At 66.8% G+C, this 21,167-nt stretch carries 21 protein-coding genes; 20 read left to right on the forward strand and 1 reads right to left on the reverse strand.

The annotated features are described in order from the left end of the window. From RM532_RS08635 to RM532_RS08670, 8 genes are all read left to right on the forward strand, one after another. Positions 1–1,247, forward strand: a 1,247-nt coding sequence (locus tag RM532_RS08635) for an isocitrate lyase/phosphoenolpyruvate mutase family protein (protein ID WP_311652871.1), incomplete at its 5' end; no start/stop codon positions are given. Next, a complete protein-coding gene (gene aepY / locus RM532_RS08640) occupies positions 1,244–2,401 on the forward strand; it encodes a phosphonopyruvate decarboxylase (RefSeq protein ID WP_311652872.1) in 1,158 nt (385 codons plus the stop codon). The genes RM532_RS08635 and aepY, both read left to right, overlap by 4 nt. Beyond that, entirely contained in the window at positions 2,398–3,510 is a 1,113-nt protein-coding gene (locus RM532_RS08645) for a 2-aminoethylphosphonate aminotransferase (RefSeq protein ID WP_311652873.1), read from the forward strand. The genes aepY and RM532_RS08645 overlap by 4 nt, the downstream gene beginning before the upstream one ends. Then, entirely contained in the window at positions 3,507–3,752 is a 246-nt protein-coding gene (locus RM532_RS08650) for a hypothetical protein (RefSeq protein ID WP_311652874.1), read from the forward strand. Before RM532_RS08645 ends, RM532_RS08650 begins: the two co-directional genes overlap by 4 nt. 5 nt (positions 3,753–3,757) lie before the next feature. Further along, positions 3,758–4,909, forward strand: a complete 1,152-nt coding sequence (locus RM532_RS08655) for a CDP-glycerol glycerophosphotransferase family protein (protein ID WP_311652875.1) — start codon at positions 3,758–3,760, stop codon at positions 4,907–4,909. A gap of 3 nt (positions 4,910–4,912) precedes the next feature. After that, positions 4,913–6,727, forward strand: coding sequence for a DUF3413 domain-containing protein (locus RM532_RS08660; RefSeq protein ID WP_311652876.1), 1,815 nt, complete (start codon positions 4,913–4,915; stop codon positions 6,725–6,727). Further along, on the forward strand, positions 6,724–8,253 hold the full coding sequence (locus RM532_RS08665) for a YidC/Oxa1 family membrane protein insertase (protein ID WP_311652877.1): 1,530 nt from the start codon (positions 6,724–6,726) through the stop codon (positions 8,251–8,253). The genes RM532_RS08660 and RM532_RS08665 overlap by 4 nt, the downstream gene beginning before the upstream one ends. A gap of 84 nt (positions 8,254–8,337) precedes the next feature. Further along, complete coding sequence (locus RM532_RS08670; RefSeq protein ID WP_311652878.1) at positions 8,338–9,261, forward strand: branched-chain amino acid transaminase; 924 nt, start codon at positions 8,338–8,340, stop codon at positions 9,259–9,261. 1 nt (position 9,262) lies between these two features. Here RM532_RS08670 and RM532_RS08675 read toward each other — a convergent pair whose 3' ends face one another. Beyond that, positions 9,263–10,192, reverse strand: coding sequence for a lysophospholipid acyltransferase family protein (locus tag RM532_RS08675; RefSeq protein ID WP_311652879.1), 930 nt, complete (start codon positions 10,190–10,192; stop codon positions 9,263–9,265). Between the two features lie 153 nt (positions 10,193–10,345). On the opposite strand from RM532_RS08675, the gene hldE reads away from it, so the two are divergent. The 12 genes from hldE to RM532_RS08735 all read left to right on the forward strand — a co-directional run bounded on the left by hldE (position 10,346) and on the right by RM532_RS08735 (position 21,133). After that, the gene (gene hldE / locus RM532_RS08680) at positions 10,346–11,779 is read left to right on the forward strand and encodes a bifunctional D-glycero-beta-D-manno-heptose-7-phosphate kinase/D-glycero-beta-D-manno-heptose 1-phosphate adenylyltransferase HldE (protein WP_311652880.1); all 1,434 of its coding nucleotides are present in this window, start codon (positions 10,346–10,348) and stop codon (positions 11,777–11,779) included. A gap of 16 nt (positions 11,780–11,795) precedes the next feature. Next, positions 11,796–13,094 carry a lipid IV(A) 3-deoxy-D-manno-octulosonic acid transferase gene (gene waaA / locus RM532_RS08685; protein ID WP_311652881.1) on the forward strand — a complete coding sequence of 433 codons (1,299 nt, stop codon included), beginning with the start codon at positions 11,796–11,798 and terminating at the stop codon, positions 13,092–13,094. 80 nt (positions 13,095–13,174) lie between these two features. Continuing rightward, positions 13,175–14,974 (forward strand): acyl-CoA dehydrogenase, encoded by a 1,800-nt coding sequence (locus RM532_RS08690; protein WP_311652882.1) that lies wholly within the window; start codon positions 13,175–13,177, stop codon positions 14,972–14,974. Between the two features lie 42 nt (positions 14,975–15,016). Next, positions 15,017–15,910: an alpha/beta hydrolase gene (locus RM532_RS08695; protein WP_311652883.1), complete on the forward strand. Its 894-nt coding sequence runs from the start codon at positions 15,017–15,019 to the stop codon at positions 15,908–15,910. Positions 15,911–16,112: 202 nt separating this feature from the next. Beyond that, complete coding sequence (locus tag RM532_RS08700) at positions 16,113–17,318, forward strand: site-specific integrase (RefSeq protein ID WP_311652884.1); 1,206 nt, start codon at positions 16,113–16,115, stop codon at positions 17,316–17,318. Then, on the forward strand, positions 17,315–17,806 hold the full coding sequence (locus RM532_RS08705; RefSeq protein ID WP_311652885.1) for a hypothetical protein: 492 nt from the start codon (positions 17,315–17,317) through the stop codon (positions 17,804–17,806). The genes RM532_RS08700 and RM532_RS08705 overlap by 4 nt, the downstream gene beginning before the upstream one ends. A 54-nt stretch (positions 17,807–17,860) precedes the next feature. Beyond that, positions 17,861–18,058: a hypothetical protein gene (locus RM532_RS08710; RefSeq protein WP_311652886.1), complete on the forward strand. Its 198-nt coding sequence runs from the start codon at positions 17,861–17,863 to the stop codon at positions 18,056–18,058. Beyond that, the gene (locus RM532_RS08715) at positions 18,055–18,348 is read left to right on the forward strand and encodes a hypothetical protein (protein ID WP_311652887.1); all 294 of its coding nucleotides are present in this window, start codon (positions 18,055–18,057) and stop codon (positions 18,346–18,348) included. The genes RM532_RS08710 and RM532_RS08715 overlap by 4 nt, the downstream gene beginning before the upstream one ends. Next, the gene (locus RM532_RS08720) at positions 18,348–18,803 is read left to right on the forward strand and encodes a hypothetical protein (protein ID WP_311652888.1); all 456 of its coding nucleotides are present in this window, start codon (positions 18,348–18,350) and stop codon (positions 18,801–18,803) included. The genes RM532_RS08715 and RM532_RS08720 overlap by 1 nt, the downstream gene beginning before the upstream one ends. 235 nt (positions 18,804–19,038) lie before the next feature. Continuing rightward, positions 19,039–19,263: a hypothetical protein gene (locus RM532_RS08725; protein ID WP_311652890.1), complete on the forward strand. Its 225-nt coding sequence runs from the start codon at positions 19,039–19,041 to the stop codon at positions 19,261–19,263. 56 nt (positions 19,264–19,319) lie between these two features. Continuing rightward, positions 19,320–20,834: a terminase TerL endonuclease subunit gene (locus RM532_RS08730; protein ID WP_311652891.1), complete on the forward strand. Its 1,515-nt coding sequence runs from the start codon at positions 19,320–19,322 to the stop codon at positions 20,832–20,834. Beyond that, positions 20,831–21,133 carry an HNH endonuclease gene (locus RM532_RS08735; protein ID WP_311652892.1) on the forward strand — a complete coding sequence of 101 codons (303 nt, stop codon included), beginning with the start codon at positions 20,831–20,833 and terminating at the stop codon, positions 21,131–21,133. The genes RM532_RS08730 and RM532_RS08735 overlap by 4 nt, the downstream gene beginning before the upstream one ends. The last annotated feature ends 34 nt before the right edge of the window (positions 21,134–21,167 follow it).

Genomic DNA, 21,167 nt, shown 5'->3' on the forward strand with positions numbered 1-21,167 from the left:
AGCCGCTGGCGGACATTGACGAGTTCTGTGGCAAGATCCGCGCGGGCAAGGATAGTCAGGTCGACCCCGAATTCTGCCTCGTGGCGCGCGTCGAGGCCCTGATTGCCGGCCGCGGCATGGACGAGGCGCTCACCCGGGCCCATGCTTACGCCGACGCTGGGGCGGACGCCATCCTGATTCACAGCAAGCGCAGCGACCCGGACGAGATTCTCACCTTTGCCGAACGCTTCGGCGCACGCACACCCCTGGTGATCGTGCCCACCACCTATTACGCCACGCCCGTGGACGTGTTCCGCCGCGCCGGGATCAGTCTCGTGATCTGGGCCAATCACCTGCTGCGCGCGTCGGTATCGGCGATGCAGGCCACTGCCGCGCGCATCCAGCAGACCCGGAGCCTGGTCGATGTCGAGGGTCAAGTGGCGCCGGTGGCCGAAGTCTTCCGCCTCCAGGGGGCCCAGGAACTGCTGGAGGCCGAGCGTCAGTACGCCCCGACCGGGCGTGCCACACGGGCGGTGGTACTGGCCGCCAGTCGTGGCGAGGCGCTGGCAGGGCTGACCTCGGATCGGCCCAAGGTGATGGTATCGGTCGCCGGTCAGCCGGTGCTGCAGCATCTGGTGGAGCGGTTCCGCGGCGCCGGCATCACCGATATCACCACCGTGGCGGGGTACCGTCCGGACAGCGTGGAGGTCCCCGGCGTCAAGGTAGTTGTGAACCGGGATTACGAAACCGGCGGCGAACTGTCATCGCTGGCCTGCGCACGGGACCGCCTGGGCCGCGACAACCTGCTCGTGTATGGCGATCTGCTGTTCCGTGACTACATCCTGACCGACCTGCTCGCCATGAAGGATCCCCTGGTGGCGGTGGTGGATTCCGCACCGACCCCTGAACACGGGACCCAGGACGAGGTCTTCTGCTCGGCCCCGGACGATCGTGGCCTCTACCGGCCGGAAATATGGCTGGAACAGGTCGGGCGCGAAGGCGTGCCGGACGGGCGCCGCCCGGACGGCCGATGGATCGGCATGCTGCGGGTGCAGGGCCCGGGCTGCGAGTGGCTGGATCGGGCCTTGGATGCGACCCCCGACGGCGCCGCTCAGGGCATGCCGGACCTGCTCAACCGCATTATTGCCGAGGGCCATCCGGTGCGGGTGCTGTACATTGTCGGCCACTGGCTGGACGTGAACAATCTGGAGGATTTGCAGCGCGCCGATGCCTTTGCGCGTGGCGAGCGGGGGGACGGGCGCGCATGATCCGGGCGGAACAGTTCATCGAACCCGCGCGGGAGGCCGGTTTTGCCTGGTTTGCGGGAGTCCCCTGCTCGTTTTTTCGCTCGTTCATCAATTACGTGATCGATGCGCCGGGGCTGCAATACCTGTCCGCACCCAACGAGGGCGACGCGGTGGCCGCCATGGCCGGCGTGGCGTTGGGCGGTGGCTGGGGCGTGGCGATGATGCAGAACTCGGGGCTGGGCAACGCGGTCAGTCCGCTGACATCGCTGAACTGGGTATTCCGTCTGCCCATGCTGCTGATCGTGACCTGGCGCGGAGAACCCGGGGTAGCCGACGAGCCCCAGCACGAGCTGATGGGGCGGATCACCCACGATCTGCTCGAGGCGATGGACATTCCCTGGGAAACCTTCCCTGCACAGGCGGATGACATCGGCCCGGCGCTGTCGCGGGCCACCCGCCACCTGCGTGATACTGGCCGACCCTACGCGCTGGTAATGCGCAAGAACACCGTGGCCGATCACCCCGGCAGCGGCCGTCGGCCGCCCTTTCGGGCCCACGCCGATCGCCATCGGGTGGATGTGCCGCCGGTGGATGACGCCCGTCCGACCCGCCGCGATGCCCTGGCCCGACTGATCGAACTGACGCCGACGGACGGCGCCGACCTGCTGCTGGCCACCACCGGTTATACCGGCCGGGAGTTGTATGCGTTGGCCGACCGGGACAACCAGCTGTACATGGTTGGCTCCATGGGCTGTGCCTCGTCACTGGGGCTGGGGCTGGCCCTGGCCCGGCCCGATCGGCGCGTGGTGGTCATCGACGGAGACGGGGCAGCGCTCATGCGGCTGGGCAATCTGGCCGGGGCTGCGGTCTACGGCGGCAATAACCTGGTGCATCTGGTGCTGGACAATGGCCTGCACGAATCCACCGGCGGCCAGGCTACCCTGGCCGGCGGGGTGGACTTCGCTGCCGTCGCGCGGGCCTGCGGCTACGGCCTGTCGCTTGCCGGCGATTCGCTCGAGGTACTGGATCGGGCGCTGGCCGACGGCCGAAGCGATGGCCCGCGTTTCGCCCATCTCCGGCTCAAGCCAGGTGTGCCCGATAGCCTGCCACGGCCGATGATCACCCCCGCGGAGGTGGCCCGCCGTCTGGCCGCACACATGGGGGCGCCGTCATGATCCTGCTGAATCCCGGTCCGGTGACGCTCAGCCAACGGGTGCGCGCAGCCCTTGCGCAGCCCGACCTATGCCACCGCGAGCCCGAGTTCGGCGATCTCCAGCAGCGACTGCGAACCGGCCTGCTGGGCGTTTACGCACTGGACCCGGCCTGCTGGAGCAGCGTGCTGCTCACCGGCTCCGGCACTGCGGCTGTGGAAGCCATGCTGTCCAGCCTCGTACCGCCGGATGTCCGTTTGATCACGCTCGAGAACGGCGTCTACGGCGAGCGTCTGACTCGTATTGCACGTGCCCACCGTATCGATGTGACGCCCGTGCATGTGGCCTGGGAACAGATGCCGGACCTGACCGCACTCGACGATGCCCTTGCCGGCCTTGAAGGACCCGTGGCGGTTGCTGCCGTACACCATGAAACCACGACCGGGCGTCTGAACGATATGGCGGCAGTGGGGGCGGTGTGCCGGCAGCATGGTGTAAACCTGCTGGTGGACGCTGTGAGCAGTTTTGGTGGCGAGGCGATCGGCTTCGAGGATTGGCCGGTAGCCGCGGTGGCGGCGACCGGCAACAAGTGTCTGCATGGCGTGCCCGGCGCGGCATTCGTGATCGCCCGGCGCCAGGTGCTGGATCTGACCCCCTCGCCGGGGCGCAGCCTGTATCTGGATCTCGCCGGCCACGCCCGGGCGCAGGACGCCGGCGGTACCGCGTTCACCCCCGGTATCCCGGCGTTCTACGCCCTGGAAGAGGCGCTGGCGGAACTGGCGGAGCAGGGAGGCTGGCCGGCGCGGCACCGGCGCTACCGGGCGCTGGCCGAACAGCTGCGCGCGGCATTGGCGGCGCAGGGTGTGATGCCGTATATCCCCACGGATGACGCCTCGGTGGTACTGCGCAGCTACCACCTGCCGCCGGGTCTGGATTACGCCACGCTGCACGATGAGCTCAAGGCGGCCGGGTTCGTGATCTATGCCGGGCAGGGCGGTCTGGCGGAGATCCTGTTCCGGGTGTCGACCATGGGCGCGATCGAGGATGGCGACATGCAGCGACTGATCGCGGCTTTCGAACGCATCCTGGCCGACCGAACGGGCAGCGGGCAGCAATCACAGGAGGGAACATGACAGGCAAATCACTGAGCATCGTGACCGCGATGACCGCGCTGGGCTTCGCCCCGGCAGCGTCCGCCTATCTCGACCCCGGCACCGGCAGCATGATCATTTCCGCGATCGTGGGGCTGTTCGCCTCGCTGGTGCTGGCGATCAAGACCTACTGGTACCGGCTGGTGGGTTTCTTTCGTCGTTTGAGAGGGCGCGCGCCGGCTGAATCTTCCGAGTCCCGCGCGGACGACGACGGGGATCGTTGACCCGTATGGGTCTGTGGGCGGATTGGCGGGGCTGGCGTGCGTTCCGGCGCCTGCCAGCGAGCGCACGGCGGATCGTGTTCTATGCCGAATCCGGACAGGACTGGCATCACCTGCGGCCGCTGGTCGAGCGCCTGGCGGACGCGCATGACAGCCCGTGCTGTTATGTCACCTCCGATCCCCGCGATCCGGCCTTCGACCAGGCGCCGCCGGGCACGCGGGTGATCCATGTGGGCGCCAGCCTGGTTCGCATCTGGCTGTTCCAGTTTCTCAGGGCCGACGTGCTGATCCTGACGATGATGGATCTGGGCAATCTGGAACTGAAGCGCTCCATCCACCCGGTACACTATGTCTACGTCTTCCACAGCCCGGCCAGCACCCACATGGTGGATCCGCCGGCGGCCTACGATCACTACGACACTCTGTTGTGCGTCGGCCCGCATCAGGTGCGCGAGATCCGCGCCCGGGAAAGCCAGGCGGGGCTGCCCCCCAAACAGCTGATCGAGCACGGTTACCATCGGCTGGATCAACTGATCGAGGAAAGCGAGCGCCGCGGCCCTCACCGGCCCGGCGAGCCGCCAACCGTATTGCTGGCCCCCACCTGGGGCGAGGATTCCATCCTCAATGCTTGTGGACAGTCGCTGTTGGCCGCGCTGCTGGATGCCGACATGACGGTGGTGCTACGCCCGCACTACGAATCCCGCAAGCGGCATCCGGAAGTGATCGCTGCGCTGCTGGCCCGTTTCGGCGAGCATCCGGGCCTGCGCTACGTGGATCGCATGGGCGAAAGCCAGTCCCTTTTCGATGCCGATGTGCTGATCACGGACTGGTCCGGCATCGGGCTGGAATTCGGCCTGGGACTGGCGCGACCGGTGCTCTACGTCGACGTGCCCCGCCGGGTACGGAATCCGGACTACCAGGCACTGGGGCTGACTCCGGTGGAAGTGAGCCTGCGCGAGCAGCTGGGGACCGTCATCGCGCCGGCCGAGGTCGCGGATACACCCGCCTGCATCCGGGCACTGCTGGCGGAACCGGCGCGTTTTGCGGCCCATGTCGCGCGGCTGCGCGAGGCGCATTTGTTCAATATCGGTGGCAGCGCCGCAGCCGGCGCCCGCGAGATCGCCGCGATCGCCAAGCGCTGTGCCGGTCATGCCGCCTGAGTCATGACGGCCCGACCCTTCAGCCCCGACCATCGTCCCCGCCCCGCGCTGCTGCGCTGGACCGGCTGGCTATTCGCCGCCAACACGTTGCTGATGCTGTTGCTGGGGCTGCGTTACCTGTTCTACGCGCCCTGGCCAACAGATGTGATTACCGCGGTGTACATGGTCTGCGCGGTCGTGGGTCATTTCGCGCTGCTGGGGATGCTGCCCTGGCTGCTGATCGTGGTGCCGCTGGTGTTGTTGTGGCCGCGACCCGCAATCATTCGCCCGCTGGCCACGGTGATGGTTGCGCTGATGCTAGCCGTGCTGCTGCTCGACACCCTGGTGTTCGCCGAGAATCGTTTTCATTTCAACGCGCTGACCGTGGCCATCCTGGGCTGGAAGACTTGGGGTTTCGGCGCGTTCTACGCGCTGATATTCCTGCTGCTGTTCTTCCTGCTGGGTCGGATGCTGTGGGCGGCGCTGGCGCGCGGTCGCCCGCGCGGCGGCGGCTTGTTGGCGGCGGGATTGTTCGGCTGCCTGCTCGCCGCCCACGTGATTCACATCTGGGGCGATGCCCGGTACTTCGTGCCGGTGACCAGCTTCAGCCCCTATCTGCCGTTGTACGAGCCGGTGACCGCCAAATCGTTCCTGGAACGCCACGATCTGATGCATGTGGCCCCTCGCCAGAATGATGGGGCCCTGGCCGCTGCCGTGTCGCGTCATTCCCAGCGGCTGGATTACCCTGAGAAGGTGCTGGTTTGTAATCGTGATGACCCACCGCTCAATGTGCTGCTGGTGGTGGTCGATGCGCTGCGCGGGGACAGCCTGAATCGCCGCCTGATGCCGCGGTTGTCGGCGTTTGCGCGCGACCGGGCCCTGCGCTTCGACCACCACTTCAGCGGCGGCAACTCTTCCCGCATGGGGCTTTTCTCGCTTTTCTACGGCCTACCGAGCACCTACTGGGAGGATTTCTACAATCTGAACCGGGGTCCGGTCCTGTTCGACCGAATGCAGGTGGCCGGCTACGACTTCGGGTTGTTCTCCAGCAAGCCGCTGGTGCACCCCACCGGTCTTGATCGCACGGCGTTTGCCGATCTGACTATCCAGCCGCACCCGGCCCAGGCGCCTGATTACGAGCAGGACCGGCGGCTCAACCAGCTCTGGTTCAACTGGCTGGACGCGCGCCATTCCGAGCGCCCGTTCTTCGGCTTTCTCTTCTACGATTCTCTCAACGGCCGGGAGTTTCCGCCGGACTACCCGCACATCGCCGAGGCCGACGGGGATTCCGCGCTGGCCCGCAAGCGGGGGGATTACCGGACCTCGGTGCATTTCCTGGATTCGCTGGTGGGCGAGGTGCTGGACGACCTGGAACAGCGCGGCCGCCTCCGGGATACGGTAGTGATGATGACCGCCGACCACGGCCAGTCGTTCGACGACTACGGCCTGGGCTATGTCGGCTATGGCTCCAACTTCAGCGATGCGCAGTTGCACGTACCACTGGTGGTTCACTGGCCGGGGCGGGAACCTGCCCGCATCGAGCGCCGCACTGCCCATGTCGATGTGCCGCCAACCCTGCTCACCGGAGTGCTGGGATGCAGCAATGCGCCATCGGATTACAGCGTCGGCAGTGATCTGTTCGCGGGTCAGCCGTGGGACTGGTTGGTAGCGGGCAGCTACAGCGAATACGCGGTGGTGCAGCCGGACCGGGTCACGGTGGTCAAGCCGGGCGGCTATGTGGAAGTGCGCGGCGACGACTACCGGGTGCTCGAGGACGTTCGCGTCGATCGCGCGCGGATCGAGCAGGCGCTGCAGGCAATGGGTCGATTCTACCGGTGAGGCTTCGCACGCGTGGCTGGCTGGCCGTGGCCCTATTGTGTCTGTCAGGCGCGCCGGCCGCGGGCCAGGCGGCCGTGTATACCCTCACTGATCGCGAGGCTCGCCTGGAAATCGCCGCCGAGGGTGCTGCGGTGGTGCGCTGGCAGGCTTGCCGTACCGCTTGTGGCGGCGGCGGACCCGCGCACACCTTTGCCGGCAGCACGCCGGCGCTGCAGCTGGTAGCACCGGGATATCCGGCGCTTACGCAACGACTTCGGCGCTTGCGTTACGAGCCGATACCGGGCGCCGCCGCCGGGCCGCGGGCGCTGGTGCTGGAATCCGCGCCCCTTGCATCCGGGGTGCGGTTGCGCCAGCGGTTCGAGTTGCGCGATGACGGCCGGCGCCTGGTCTGGTCACTGAGTCGTCACGGTCCGGCAGGCCGGCCTACCGCCGAGGCCCCGGCGCTGGCCTTGCGTCTGCAGACCGGCGAGTCATTGGCGCGTTCACCGAGTGCGGGTTTCACCGGCTGGTTCGAATCGGTGCGGGTGGTGTCGCTCGATGAAGAACGCGTCGTCCACCGCGCCGCCGGCGATCGCTGGACGCCACCGCCCGGGCAGTGGAATGGTATTCGCAACCGCCTCTGGGGGTTGATGGCCCGGGTTCCGGAATCCGGGGGTTCGTGGTCCGCGACGACTAGGGCGGTTTCCGACGGCGGCCGCCGGCTCACCCTGTCCCTGCCAGCCGGCGATGCCGGGTTGACCCTGTTTGCCGGCCCCATCGAACCGGAGGTGCTCGCGGCCCAGCCGGGCGATCTTCAGGCGGTCTGGATAAACGGTCTTTGGGACTGGCTGCGCACCCTGGCGCGGGGACTCTACTGGCTACTGGAAGTACTGGTGGACTGGGCCGGTAACTACGGCGTGGCCATCGTGTTGCTGGCGCTGTGCGTGAAACTGCTGATGCTGCCGCTGACCCTGCTGGCAGCGCGCTGGCAGCGCCAGGTCAATATGGTCCAGGCGGCGATGCGCCCGGCGCTGGATCGCATCAAGCGGGACATGAAAGGCGAACGGCAGGCCGAGGCCGTCATTGCTCTGCACCGCGAGCACGGGGTGACACCCTGGTATCCGGTGAAGAGTCTATTCGGAGTGCTGATCCAGCTGCCGGTGTTCATTGGCGTGTTCGACATGCTGCTCTACCACCCGGGTCTGGAAGGCGCGGCATTTCTGTGGGTGGAGGATCTGGCCCGGCCTGATCATGCGCTGACGTTGGGCTTTTCGCTGCCGTTCTTCGGCGGCTACCTGAACCTGTTGCCGTTCGTGATGACCGGGATCAACCTGGCTGCCGCAAGCCTTAGCGGCATGGCCGGCATGGACGCGGCGGCACATCGGCGCAAGCAATGGAATCTGGCCGCCATGGCGCTTCTGTTCCTGCTGCTGTTCTATACCTTTCCCGCGGGTATGGTGCTTTACTGGACCAGCACCAACCTGGTTCACCTGCTGGGCGAGCTGGGCGGGCGGCTTTTGTCCCGGCCGGGCGGTGCACCGGCGTGAAATGCTGGCGGCTGGCCGCGGCCCTGTGGTGAAATAGCGGACTTTTGGCGCCGGGCGGCGGCGCAATACCGGACGGAGAACGGCATGGCGACGATGGCGGACCGCGATGGTCTGATCTGGCTGGATGGCGAAATGGTCCCCTGGCGCGAGGCCAGGGTGCACGTGCTTACCCATACGCTGCATTACGGCATGGGCGTCTTCGAAGGGGTGCGCGCCTATGCCACGGATCGCGGCCCGGCCATCTTCCGCCTGGAAGATCACACCGGGCGGCTGTTTCGTTCCGCCAAGATACTCAACATGCCGATGCCGTTCGATGCGGACACCCTCAACGCCGCCCAGAAACAGGTGGTGCGCGAGAACGGTCTGGATTCGGCCTACATCCGGCCCATGTGCTTCTACGGGTCGGAAGGCATGGGGCTGCATGCGGATGGCCTGAAGGCCCACGTGATGGTGGCCGCCTGGACCTGGGGCAGCTACCTGGGCGAGGACAACATGGTCAACGGCATCCGCGTGAAGACCTCGTCGTTCACCCGGCACCACGTCAACTCGGCCATGTGCAAGGCCAAGGCCAACGGCCACTATTTCAACTCGATGCTGGCGGTCAACGAAGTCTCGGCCGACGGCTACGACGAGGCTCTGCTGCTCGATGCCGATGGTTATGTGGCCGAGGGCAGTGGCGAGAACGTGTTCATCGTCAGCAATGGCGAGCTGATCACGCCTGATCTGCGTTCGGCACTGGATGGCATCACCCGCCGCACGATCATGACCTACGCTCAGGAGATGGGTATTCCCATCCGCGAAAAGCGCATGACCCGGGACGAGATCTATGTGGCTGACGAGGCCTTCTTCACCGGTACCGCCGCCGAGGTCATGCCCATCCGGGAACTGGACAACCGGTCGATCGGCAACGGCAGGCGCGGGCCGCTCACCGAGCAGCTGCAGAGCCGCTATTTCGATCAGGTGATGGGCCGGCGTGATGATCACGCCGAATGGCTGGCTTTCGTCTAGGCTAATTCGACGGATTGCGGTAAGGGTCGACCCCCTCGCGCTTGAAGCGCTGGTGCAGCCAGAAGTACTGCGCCGGTGCTTCGCGTACCGCCGCCTCGATCATGTCGTTCAGCCGCTGGGCATCGGCTTCGTCGTCGCCGCTGGGAAAGTTTTCCAGCGGCGGCTGCACCAGCAGTCGATAGCCCCGGTTGTCGGCTCGCCGCAGGGTAAAGAACGGCACCACCACGGCGTTGCCCCGGGCCACGAGGCGCCCGGTGGCCAGGCTGGTGCGGGCGGGCTGGCCGAAAAACGTCAGATCCGCGCTGAACTGGTTGCTGGCTTTCTGATCGGCCGCGTACCAGACCGCATCGCCGCGCTTGAGCGCCCGCAGCAGCCCGCGCACGTCGCTGTCGGGAATGCTGGCACCGCCGATGTGGTGTTCGCGGCGCTTGCGCATCACTGTGTCGACCACCGGGTTGTGCGGCGGGCGATACATGGCGGTGGTGCGTATGCCCAGGCGTTTCAGATACAGCTGGGCCATACGCACGCCCAGTTCCAGCGACGTGAAGTGGGCGGACAGCAGCAGCAGGCCCTGACCCCGTGCGGCAGCTGCCTCCAGGTGCTGGAGGCCCTCCATATCGGTCAGCCGCTCGATCTTGCCGGCCGGTGCCCACCAGCAGATCAGCGTTTCCATGGCGCCCATGCCGACGGACCGAAAGTGGTCGCGCAGTATCCCGTGACGGGTGTCGGCGTCCAGTTCCGGGAAACTCAGCGCCAGGTTGGTGGCGGCCACGTGCCTGCGGTAGGGCACGATCCACCAGGCCAGATCCCCCAGCCGCCGGCCCAGCCACATCTGCAGCCGGTAGGGCAGCCAGCCCAGCAGGCAGCCCAGCCCCATGCCGAACCAGGTCGGCCAGTGGCGGGGGGCGAACAGTGATCCTTGATGTTTCATCGAGTTGCCTGCCAACAGCGGGCGCGTTGCGATGCGAGCGATTACAATGCGCCTCGACCGGACGGATTCGTGACAGCGTCGGTCCGGCAGCATATCCGGGCGGCTATGATGCGGGATTCGCCGCCACGCGCAACCCTCAACCACGCGACAGGCATGCAGACAATTCCCAGTTTCGAGCCGGCCCGGGTGCTGGTGATCGGCGACATCATGCTCGACCGCTACTGGCACGGCGATACCGGTCGGATCTCGCCGGAGGCGCCGGTGCCGGTGGTGCGCATCGCGCGCGAAGAGGCCCGGCTGGGCGGGGCCGCGAACGTCGCGCTGAACCTGGCCGCGGTGGGCGCGCAGGTGAACCTGATCGGCGTGGTGGGCGACGACGAACCCGGACAGCGCGTGGAGCGGATGCTGGCGGACGCCGGTGTGCAGAGCAGTCTGGTGGTCAGCCGTTGCTGCCCGACCATCGCCAAGCTGCGGGTGGTCAGCCGTAATCAGCAGCTAATCCGGCTGGATTTCGAGGAAAGCTTTGCCGAGCAGGCAGCGGCGGACATCACCGAGCTGGGCACCCGCTACGAGCAGGCGCTGGCCGACTGGGACGTGGTGATCTGTTCCGATTACGGCAAGGGAACGCTGGCCCGGGTGGGTGAGCTGATTGCCGCGGCTCGCGCGGCCGGCAGGCCGGTGCTGGTGGACCCCAAGGGCACCGACTGGGCCCGTTATCGGCAGGCTACTCTGATCACCCCGAATCTGGCCGAGCTGTCGGCGGTAACCGGCGAACCGTCCTCCGACGAGGATCTGGCCGCCCGCGCCGCGGCGCTGCGCGAATCGCTGGCGCTGGACGCGCTGCTGGTTACCCGCAGCGAGCGCGGCATGACGCTGTTCCATGCTGACGGCGACATCCATCTGCCGGCGCTGGCCCGCGAGGTGTTCGACGTGACTGGCGCGGGGGATACCGTGATTGCGTTGCTCGGCGCCGGTCTGGGCGCCGGTCTGGCGCTTCCGGACGCCGCCAATCTGGCCAATCTGGGTGCGGGCGTGGTGGTTGGGAAGCTGGGTACAGCCACCGTCAGCCGGGCCGAGTTGCGCCGGGCCGCGCGCACCCGTCACGCAGACGAGGACACCGGCGTGCTCGATGCTGTGCAGCTACAGCAGCGGGTGGAGGAAGCCCGCGCCCACGGCGAACGGGTGGTGATGACCAATGGCTGTTTCGACCTGCTGCATCCCGGACACGTTCGCTATCTGGAGGCTGCCCGTGAACTGGGCGACTGGCTGGTGGTGGCAGTCAATGACGACGCCTCGGTACAGCGCCTCAAGGGCGATGGCCGACCGATCAACACCCTGGCCGATCGCATGGAAGTGCTGCGTGGTCTGGGGGCGGTGGACTGGGTGACCTCGTTCGGCGAGGACACCCCTGCCGCGCTGATCGAGCGTGTACTCCCGGATGTGCTGGTAAAGGGCGGGGATTACCGCCCCGAGGACATCGCCGGGGCTGATGCCGTGCTAGCCGCCGGCGGGGAAGTGCGGGTGCTGGACTTCGTCGAGGGGCATTCCACCTCCGGCATCGTCGAGCGCGTGGCCCGGGGCGGATGATCGCGGGCGCCCGGGCATGATCTGGCGCCACGTCTACAGTCTGCTGCTGATCCTGCTGCTGCCGCTGGTGCTGGCCGGCTTTGTCTGGCGCGGTCTGCGCGAACCCGGTTATCGGCGCGGCTGGGGCCAGCGATTGGCTTTCGGCCGCCCGGCTGCCACCGGCGCCATCTGGGTGCATGCCGCATCGGTCGGGGAGGTCCAGGTGGCCGCCGGCCTGGTGCGGGGGCTGGCCGAGCGGCATCCCGAACTGCCGCGTCTGGTCACCACCTTTACCCCCTCCGGCTGCGCCCGGGCCCGGCAGACGCTGGGCGATGTCGCCGAGGTGCGATTCCTGCCCTTTGATCTGCCCGGCGCCATGCGGCGATTCGTGGCTCGCCACCGGCCGCGGTTGGCGATCGTGGTGGAAACCGAACTCTGGCCCAACATGCTGGCCGCCTGCCGCGCGAGCCGGGTACCAGTGATGCTGGCCAACGCGCGGCTGAGCGAGCGTTCCGTCCGCCATTATCGCCGGTGGCCGCTGCGCGGATTGATGGCGGAAGCCGTCACCGCCATCGACCGCGTCGCGGCGGCCAGCGAGACCGACGCCGAGCGGTTTGCCGAGCTGGGCGTGCCGGCAAGCCGGATCCGCACGATCGGCAACCTGAAATTCGATCTGCCGCTGCCGGACGACGTCCTCGCCCGGGGACAGGCTCTGCGCGAGCGCTGGCAGGCCGGGAACCGGCCGGTCTGGGTAGCAGCGAGCACCCATGCCGGCGAGGAAGCCATCGTGTTGGAAGCGCACGCAATCCTGCGGCAGTCTCTACCGGAGGCGTTGCTGATTCTGGTGCCGCGGCATGCGCCGCGCTTCGAAGCCGTGGCAGAGTTGGTGCAGGAGCAGGGCCTGGCTTACGCCCGCCACAGTCGCGGCGAGGCGGTGCACGCGGATACCGCGTTGGTGCTGGGCGACACGCTGGGCGAGCTACCGCATTTCTACGCGGCGGCTGACCTGGCATTCGTCGGCGGCAGTCTGGTACCGGGCGTCGGCGGGCATAATCTGCTGGAGCCGGCGGCGTTGCGCCTGCCGATGATGACCGGGCCGCATCTGGGCGGCTGGCAGACGGTGGCCGACTGGCTGATCGAGGCAGACGCGCTTTGTTCGGTTGCCGATGCGGCTTCCCTCGCCTCGGCGGCGGCCGAGGCACTGGCGGACCCGGCCGGCCGCCGGCAGGCGGGTCTGGCCGCCGAGCGGGTGGTCGAGGATCATCGCGGCGCCCTCGCGCGAACGCTGCGCGAGCTGCCCGACTTGCTGACTGGCAACAGGGCAAACCCGCCCTAACGGGTGGCAGGCAGGCGCCTTCCGCCGCCTATGCTGGCGAACGGTGCCACGAGCTGTTTCATGGAACTGGAGAGTTGTTGATGTCGGATTACCACGCACCCGTGCGGGACATGCTGTTCGTGATGACCCATCTGGCCGATGCGGCCTCGCTGGCTGAACTGCCCGGCTACGAGGAGGCCACGCCGGACCTGCTGAGTTCGGTATTGGATGAGGCCGGCCGCTTCGGCAGCGAGTGCCTGGCGCCGCTCAACCAGGCCGGTGACCGCGACGGCGCCCGCTGGACGCCCGAGGGCGTGCTGTCGTCGCCCGGCTTTGCCGATGCCTACGCCGATTTCGTGGCCGGCGGCTGGAACGGGCTGACCGCCACCCCGGATTCCGGTGGCATGGGCCTGCCCACGCTCATGGGCAGCGCCACGCACGAAATCTGGAATGCCGCCAACATGGCCTTCGCCCTGTGCCCGCTGCTCAGCGCCAGTGCGATCAAGCTGCTGGAGAACCACGGTGACGAGGCGCTGACCGCCGCCTACCTGGAAAAGATGGTCAGCGGCGAATGGACCGGCACCATGGACCTGACCGAGCCGCAATCCGGCTCAGACCTGGCCACCATCCGCACCCGCGCCGAACCGGCCGGCGACGGCAGCTACCGGCTGTTCGGCCAGAAGATCTACATCACCTGGGGCGAGCACGACATGGCCGCCAACACCATTCATCTGGTGCTGGCACGGCTGCCGGACGCGCCGGCCGGGGTTAAGGGCATTTCCCTGTTCCTGGTGCCGCGCTATCTGCTTGACGACAACGGCGAACCGGGTGCGGCCAACGACATGCGCGCGGCCTCCATCGAGCACAAGTTGGGCATTCACGGCAGCCCTACCTGCACCATGGTCTATGGCGAGGCCGATGGCGCCGTGGGCTATCTGGTCGGTCCGGAAAACCAGGGTCTGCGCTGCATGTTCACGATGATGAACGCGGCCCGCCACAAGATGGGAGTGCAGGCTTTGGGCCTGTCCGACCGCGCCTATCAGCGGGCCCGGGCCTACGCGTTCGACCGCGTGCAGGGTCGGCCGGCCGACCCCGAGGCTCCGGCCAGCGCGCCGATCGCCCATCACGCCGACGTCCGCCGCATGCTGTTGTTGATGAAAAGCCAGATCGACGCCATGCGGGCGCTGTGTTACGTGACAGCCGCGGACATGGACCGGGCCGGCCGCGCGCCGGAGGCCGAGGATCGCCGCCGCCATCAAGCGCGGGTGGATCTGCTGATCCCCGTGGTCAAGGCCTGGTGCACGGAAGTGGCGATCGAGATCACGTCGCTGGGCGTGCAGGTACACGGCGGCATGGGTTACGTCGAGGAAACCGGCGCTGCCCAGTACTATCGCGACGCCCGCATCATTCCGATCTACGAAGGCACCAACGGCATCCAGGCGATCGACCTGGTCGGCCGAAAGCTGTTGCGGGATCAGGGCGAGGCGATGCAGGCGCTGATTGCCGACATGAGCGCCACCCGCGACGAGCTGGCGGCGCATGCTGAACTGGGCACGATTCGCACGGCGCTGTCGGAAGGTATCGAGGCACTCGGCGCCGCCACCGAGTCATTGCTGGAAGCCGGAAAGGTGTCCGGTGAACAGGCCACCGCCAATGCCTTCGATTATCTGATGCTGGTCGGCACCGTTACCGGTGGCTGGCTGCTGGCCCGGCAGGCAATGGTGGCCAGCGATGCCCTTGATAAGGCCGGCGACGATCGGCCGTTCTACGAACAGAAGGTGGCAACCGCCACGTTCTATGCCGCCCAGGTCATGCCGCGGCTGCACGCCCATGCCCGGGTCGTGGCCAACGGCTTCGAACCGGTACTGTCGGTATCACCGGCGATGCTGGCGGCCGGCTGATTGAAGGGCTGCGGCACAATAATCAACGGAGGAGAGATCGCGATGAGACAGGACATCGAATTCAACACGGAAGACGGCGTCACCCTGCGGGGCTGGTGGTATCCGGGTAACGGCGACGGCGCCACGGTGGTGATGGCCCACGGCTTTTCCGCCACCAAGGAAATGTATCTCGACGGCTTCGCCGAAGTATTCGCCGAGGCCGGCCTCAACGTGCTGGTGTACGACAACCGTTGCCTGGGTGAATCCGGCGGCGAACCGCGCGGCGAGATCGACCCCTGGATGCAGGTCCGGGACTATCGCGACGCCATCACCTGGGCCAGCCAGCGCGACGACGTCAACGCCGAACGCATCGGCATCTGGGGCTCCAGCTACAGCGGCGGCCACGTGCTGATGGTGGCGGCCATGGACCGGCGGGTGAAGTGCGTGGTTTCACAGGTACCGCTGGTGCACGGCGGCATCAACGCCTCGCGCCTGGTGCGCGCGGACTTGTTGCGCGAACTGCGCCGCAACTGCGACGCCGACCGCGTGGCCCGCTACAACGGCGAGGCGCCGGCGATGGTGCCGGTGGTGGCCGAGAAGGAAGGCGACCCCTGCGTGCTGCCGACCGCCGATTCCACCGAGTTCTTCCTGCAGATTCCGCCGGAACGCACCAAGCACTGGCGCAACGAATGCACTCTGCGGTCGGTGGACCTGTTCGCGTCGTACGAGCCGGGCTTCTACGCCCCGCTGATCACCCCGACGCCAGTGATGGTCGCCGCGGCGGTTGGCGACGTGCTCACCCCGTTCGACGTGACCGCGTCCGTGTTCGAAAAGATGCTGCAGCCCAAGAAATTCGTGACGCTGCCGGGCGGTCATTTCGACGCCTACGTCGACGAAGCCTTCGCCATCTCCGCGCCGCAGCAACGCGACTGGTTCCGGGCGCATCTGGCGGCCTGATCGGCCAATCGGGAGAGTGAGATGGTGGGCGGTGCTGGGTTCGAACCAGCGACCCCTGCCGTGTGAAAGCGTCTAGGGCCTTCTGTGAATCAATGAGTTAGCGGGAAAAAGACAGCGGGAACAGTGTTTTACTGTTTCCGCTTGTTCCCGCGTGTTTCGGCGAGTAGTCTGTAAGTGCACTTACATTGCACTTAAGCCGGACATGAAGGCGAAGATAACGCACCAGTCGGTGCAGGCGGCGAAGGCCAAGGACAAGGCGTACGAACTCCGCGACACGACCCTATCCGGGTTCATCTGCCGCGTACAGCCGACCGGCCGCAAGAGCTATCTGGTCGAGTACGCCCGCGGCAAGCGGCTGACCATCGGCAATGCCGCGGTGCTGACGCCAGCGCAGGCCCGTGAAAAGGCCAAGGCCATTCTCGGGCAGGCTGCGGAAGGCGGAGACCCGGCGGCCGAGAAACGGAAGGCGAAGGCGGACACCCTGCGGAACTTCATCGAGCGGGAGTACCGCCCCTGGGCTCGAGCGAATCGAAAGCGGGGCGATGAAATCTGCGACCGCGTGCTGCGCGTCTTTTCCACCCTGGCAGATCGGTCCCTGTCCGCGATCACTGACAACGCGGTCGAGCGCATCCGCACCAGTCGCCTGAATAGCGGCACGTCGCCTGCGACGGTCAACCGGGATGTCACCTGTCTGCGCGGGGCGCTGAGCTTCGCGGTCCGGGCGAAGTACCTGGACGCGCACCCGCTGGCCGACTTCAAGCTGTCTGACACGGATTCATCCGGCAAGGTGCGCTACCTGTCGGACGATGAAGCCAAGCGGCTGAGAGCGGCGCTGCGGGCGCGTGACGACGAAATACGGGAGGGTCGCAACCGCGGCAACCAGTGGCGGCAAGATCGCGGCTATGAGCCCATGCCGGATATCCCGTTGGATGGGTACGGCGATCACCTGACCCCGCTGGTGCTGCTGTCGCTGAATACCGGCGCCCGCCGTGGCGAACTGTTCGGCCTGCAGTGGGATGACGTGGACTTCCGCCTCGAGCAAATCACCATCCGGGGCGCCACCAGCAAGAAGAACCGGACCCGGCATGTTCCCCTGAACGCCGAAGCCCTGGACGCGCTCACGCGCTGGCGACGGCAGACCAGCGGGCAGGGCTTGGTATTCACTGGCCGCGATGGTGCACGCCTGGATAATGTCCGCAAGGCGTGGGCCGGCGTGCTGCAGGATGCGGAAATAACCGCCTTCCGGTGGCATGACATGCGGCACACGTTTGCGAGCTGGCTGGTCATGCGCGGCGTGGACCTGAACACGGTCCGCGAGCTGCTCGGGCATGGCGATATCAAGATGACGTTGCGATACGCGCACCTTGCTCCACAGCACAAGGCCGACGCGGTGGCGAGGCTGGTATGAGCGTCGAGATTCGGTACTGGGAGTTTCAAGTCGCGATGCTGGCGAGCTTCCCGGATCGTGCGAGGGAGACCGTACAGAATTGGTTGACCGCGGCGCGCGACGACCCGCGCTCCAATGGTCACCCCAACATCGAGTTGATTGAATCCGAGTTGCAGCGATTCGGGCTGCTGAACGACTGGCGATCCCGCCACCGATCGCTAAGCCGGATCGTGTCGCTGCAGCTTGAGGTTAAGCAGGTATACCGGGCGAACAGGATCAGGCACCAGAACCGGGCCAACGCGAGACAGCCGCGGGAGCGCGAGGATATCCGCAAGGAGACCATCCAGAGCCACGGCCGGCGTCTGGCACAACGACACCCGCCCCACGAGATAACCGGCATCATCACGAGCAGCGTATCCGACTCGCCGACGGCTCCGACCGTCCGCAAATGGCTGCGAGAGGCCGGGATAATTCCCGCCCTGAAGAAAAAGGAAAGCGAGCGCCGCTAGCTTTCGTGCTGCTCCCTATCGTTCGAACTGCAATGCACAGCAACGGTTCGAGCGATGACGAAACAATACGATCCGGGTAGAAGCTATGGGTTCGCCAAATGGTGCGAGTTGCGTGGTTTCTCCCGTACCACCGGCTGGCGTCTTCTGCGTGACGGCGAGATCAAGACCTACAAGGTCCGCGGCAATCGGTATGTGACGGAGGCCGCAGACAGGGAATTCGTCGAGCGTAAGGAGCGGGAGGCTGCAGCATGAGCTACCCCGCTGTCTCCCCCTTCGACTTCCACAAGAACGGCGATGCCAACCGCCGGGAAGATGATGCCGAGCCCCGGGTAAAGCTGATGGGCTTCGACCTGGGTACGTTCGAGGCTCACGTCCACGTCGCGGGCGACACCCACGTCCGCGCCGTCCCCCTGACCACCCTGCGGCTGGATGACCCGATCATCCTGGGCATGGCGCCGGCCGACGCTTTCCTGGCTGGTGGCTGGACGGAGCAGGCGTTGCAAGGTCCGCTGTCCGACCGTCAAACCGGTGAGTCCACCTGATGGGAGCGGCCGTCAGTCTGGATGCGCAGCGGAACTCATTCGAGGTTGAGGGCTGGCCGCTGATACCGCCGGGCGAGTACCTGCTGACTTACCACCGCTACGAACTCGCCTTCATGTTTAACACCGCCAAGCTGTTCGCACACTTCCAGATAGCGGATGGAGAGCACAAGGGCGCCCGGCTGTACGCGGCCTACCGGGTGAAGGCGATAAAGCGCAAGACCAAGCGCGGCGGGCAATTCACCCTGAGCAAGACCCACAAGCTATTCATCCAGCTGGCCACCCTGGTGAATAGCCCGGTGAGGCCAGACCGCCCAAGCCTGGATTGTCTGCGCGGCTGCCTGATCCGTGGCCGGGTGGTGACGGTGAAAGGGCCGAACCCCCACAAGCCACGGCCCGAGGCCGCCCACTACTCAAGGGTAGATGAGCTGCTCTCCATTGAAGCGGGCAGCACATGAGCAACAGCAATAGTGACAGTGATAGCCACAGTGACAGTAGTAGCTGCTGGCCATCCATAGAAAAGCCCGCCAGCAAAAGGATTGCGGCGGGCCTGATGGCAAAGTTACCAGCGAGCACGGGCCTTGATGAGAAGCAGTTGCCCGGCATTTGAACCATCCGAAAGACTGCGCCGGCGGCTGGCTCCAGCTGGCCGCCGGTTCAAGCCATATTTTACCGCAACCCGGAGCAGACGACATGGATTACCACACCCGACTGCAGAACATGATCGAGCGCATCGAGCGGGACAACCCCGACCCCGCGCTGGTGGCGAGCGAGCTGGCGACCGTGTGCGGGCTGATCGTGCGCGACCAGACCCAGCCGCCGCGGGATGACAGAGAGCACGCCATCGAGGCGATGACAACCCGGCTGACGGAAGCGGCCGAAGATGGCATCGACGTGTTTGGTCCCAATGGCCGATAGCGCGTGCGCCCGAGGGACCGCCGTCCCCCTTTTTCTCGCTCACTCACGGGCCTGACATGACCGACGCGAGCAAGGCCATCGACTTTATCCAGTCGCTGACGGTGCCGGAAGGGCCGAAAGCCGGGAAGCCGATCAAGCTGGCGAAGTTTCAGCGGGACTTCATCCGGGGCTCGCTCAAGCGTAGCACCGCCGTTGCGGTTCTGTCGGTAGGGCGGGGCAACGGCAAGAGCGCTTTGTCCGCCGGCCTGGCGCTGGGGGCCTTGCTCGGCATCTGGGACCGGCAGCCGCGCCGCGAGGTACTGATCGCGGCCCGGACCCGGGATCAGGCCCGGGTCGCGTTCGACTTCGCCGCCGGCTTCGCACAGTCCCTGCCGGACGAGCTGCAGGCGGAACTCACGCTGCGGCGAAACCCCCGGCTCGAGATCGAGTACAGCGGCGACGGTGGCGAACACCTGCTGCGGGTGATCGCGTCGGACAGCAAGAACGCCCTGGGCAGCGCGCCCACCTTCGTGCTGATGGACGAGCGCGGGCACTGGCCGCCGGACAAGGGCGAGGATCTGGAAGCGACACTGCTGTCGGGCCTCGGCAAGCGCAACGGCCGGGCCCTGATTATCTCGACCAGCGCGTCCGACGATCAGCATTCGTTTTCGCAATGGATAGACGAACCCCCGCCCGGCACCTTCGTGCAGGAGCACCGACCACCCCCGGGCTTGCCGGCCGATGACCTGGATTCGCTGCTGATCGCCAACCCGGGCGCCAAGGCCGGCATCGGCAGTTCCGTGTCGTGGCTCCAGGCACAGGCCAACCGGGCCATCGCCCGGGGCGGCTCCGCGTTGTCGAGCTTCCGCCTGTACAACCGAAACGAGCGCGTCAGCGGCGAGCGCCGCGACATGCTTCTGAGTGTGGACGACTGGCTTTCGGCGGAGGTCACCGACCTGCCGCCGCGGGAAGGTGGCGCCGTGGTCGGCGTGGACCTGGGCGGGTCGGCATCGATGTCGGCCGTCGCGATCTACTGGCCGAATACCGGCCGCCTGGAAGCATTCGGCGCATTCCCCAGCACCCCCAGCCTGGCCGATCGCGGCGCCCGCGATGGCGTGCGGGATCGATACGTCGAGATGCAGGACCGGGGCGAGCTGGTGACCCTGGGCGAACGAGTGGTGCCGGCGGCCCCTTTCCTGACGAAGATTATGGACACGCTCGACGGGTCGCCGGTGACCTGCTTCACGGCGGACCGCTATCGGCAGGCCGAATTCGCCGAAGCCATGACCGCTGCCAACCTGCGGGAGCCGATGGTGTGGCGGGGGCAGGGCTTCCGAGATGGCGCGGAGGATGTCGAGCGCTTCCGCCGGGCCGTGTTCGACGGCGAGGTCAGCGCGTCACCATCGCTGCTACTGCGTTCCGCCTTCGCCGACGCGGTTACGGTGTCCGACGTTGCCGGCAATCGGAAGCTGGCCAAGGCGAGGGCAACGGGCCGGATCGATGCCGCGGCCGCTGCCATCTTGGCCGTGGCGGAGGGCGCAAGGCGCAAGGCCCGGCCGGTGGCGCCGGCACGCGCACCGGTGTGGACATGAAACGCGACCGCCGCCCAAGCCGTGCCGTGCTGAAGTCCCGACGCTGGCCGGCGCTGCGAATCCAGGCGCTACGCCGGGACGGCTGGCGCTGCGTGCAATGCGGCCGGCGAGGGCGCCTCGAGGTCGATCACATCCAGGCGGTCCGCCATGCGCCCGCCCTGGCATTCGACCTGGCAAACCTGCAGACGCTGTGCCCGAGCTGCCACAGCCGCAAGACCCGCCGGGACATCGGGCTGCCCGAACCCGACCCCGAGCGCGATCGCTGGCGTGAACTGCTACGCGATAGCCGCTGTACATGAGTGCAATAGTCTTAGACAATCGAGTGCGTGTACA

The organism is Spectribacter hydrogenoxidans (genome assembly GCF_031846275.1).
Lineage (GTDB): Bacteria > Pseudomonadota > Gammaproteobacteria > Nevskiales > Salinisphaeraceae > Spectribacter > Spectribacter hydrogenoxidans.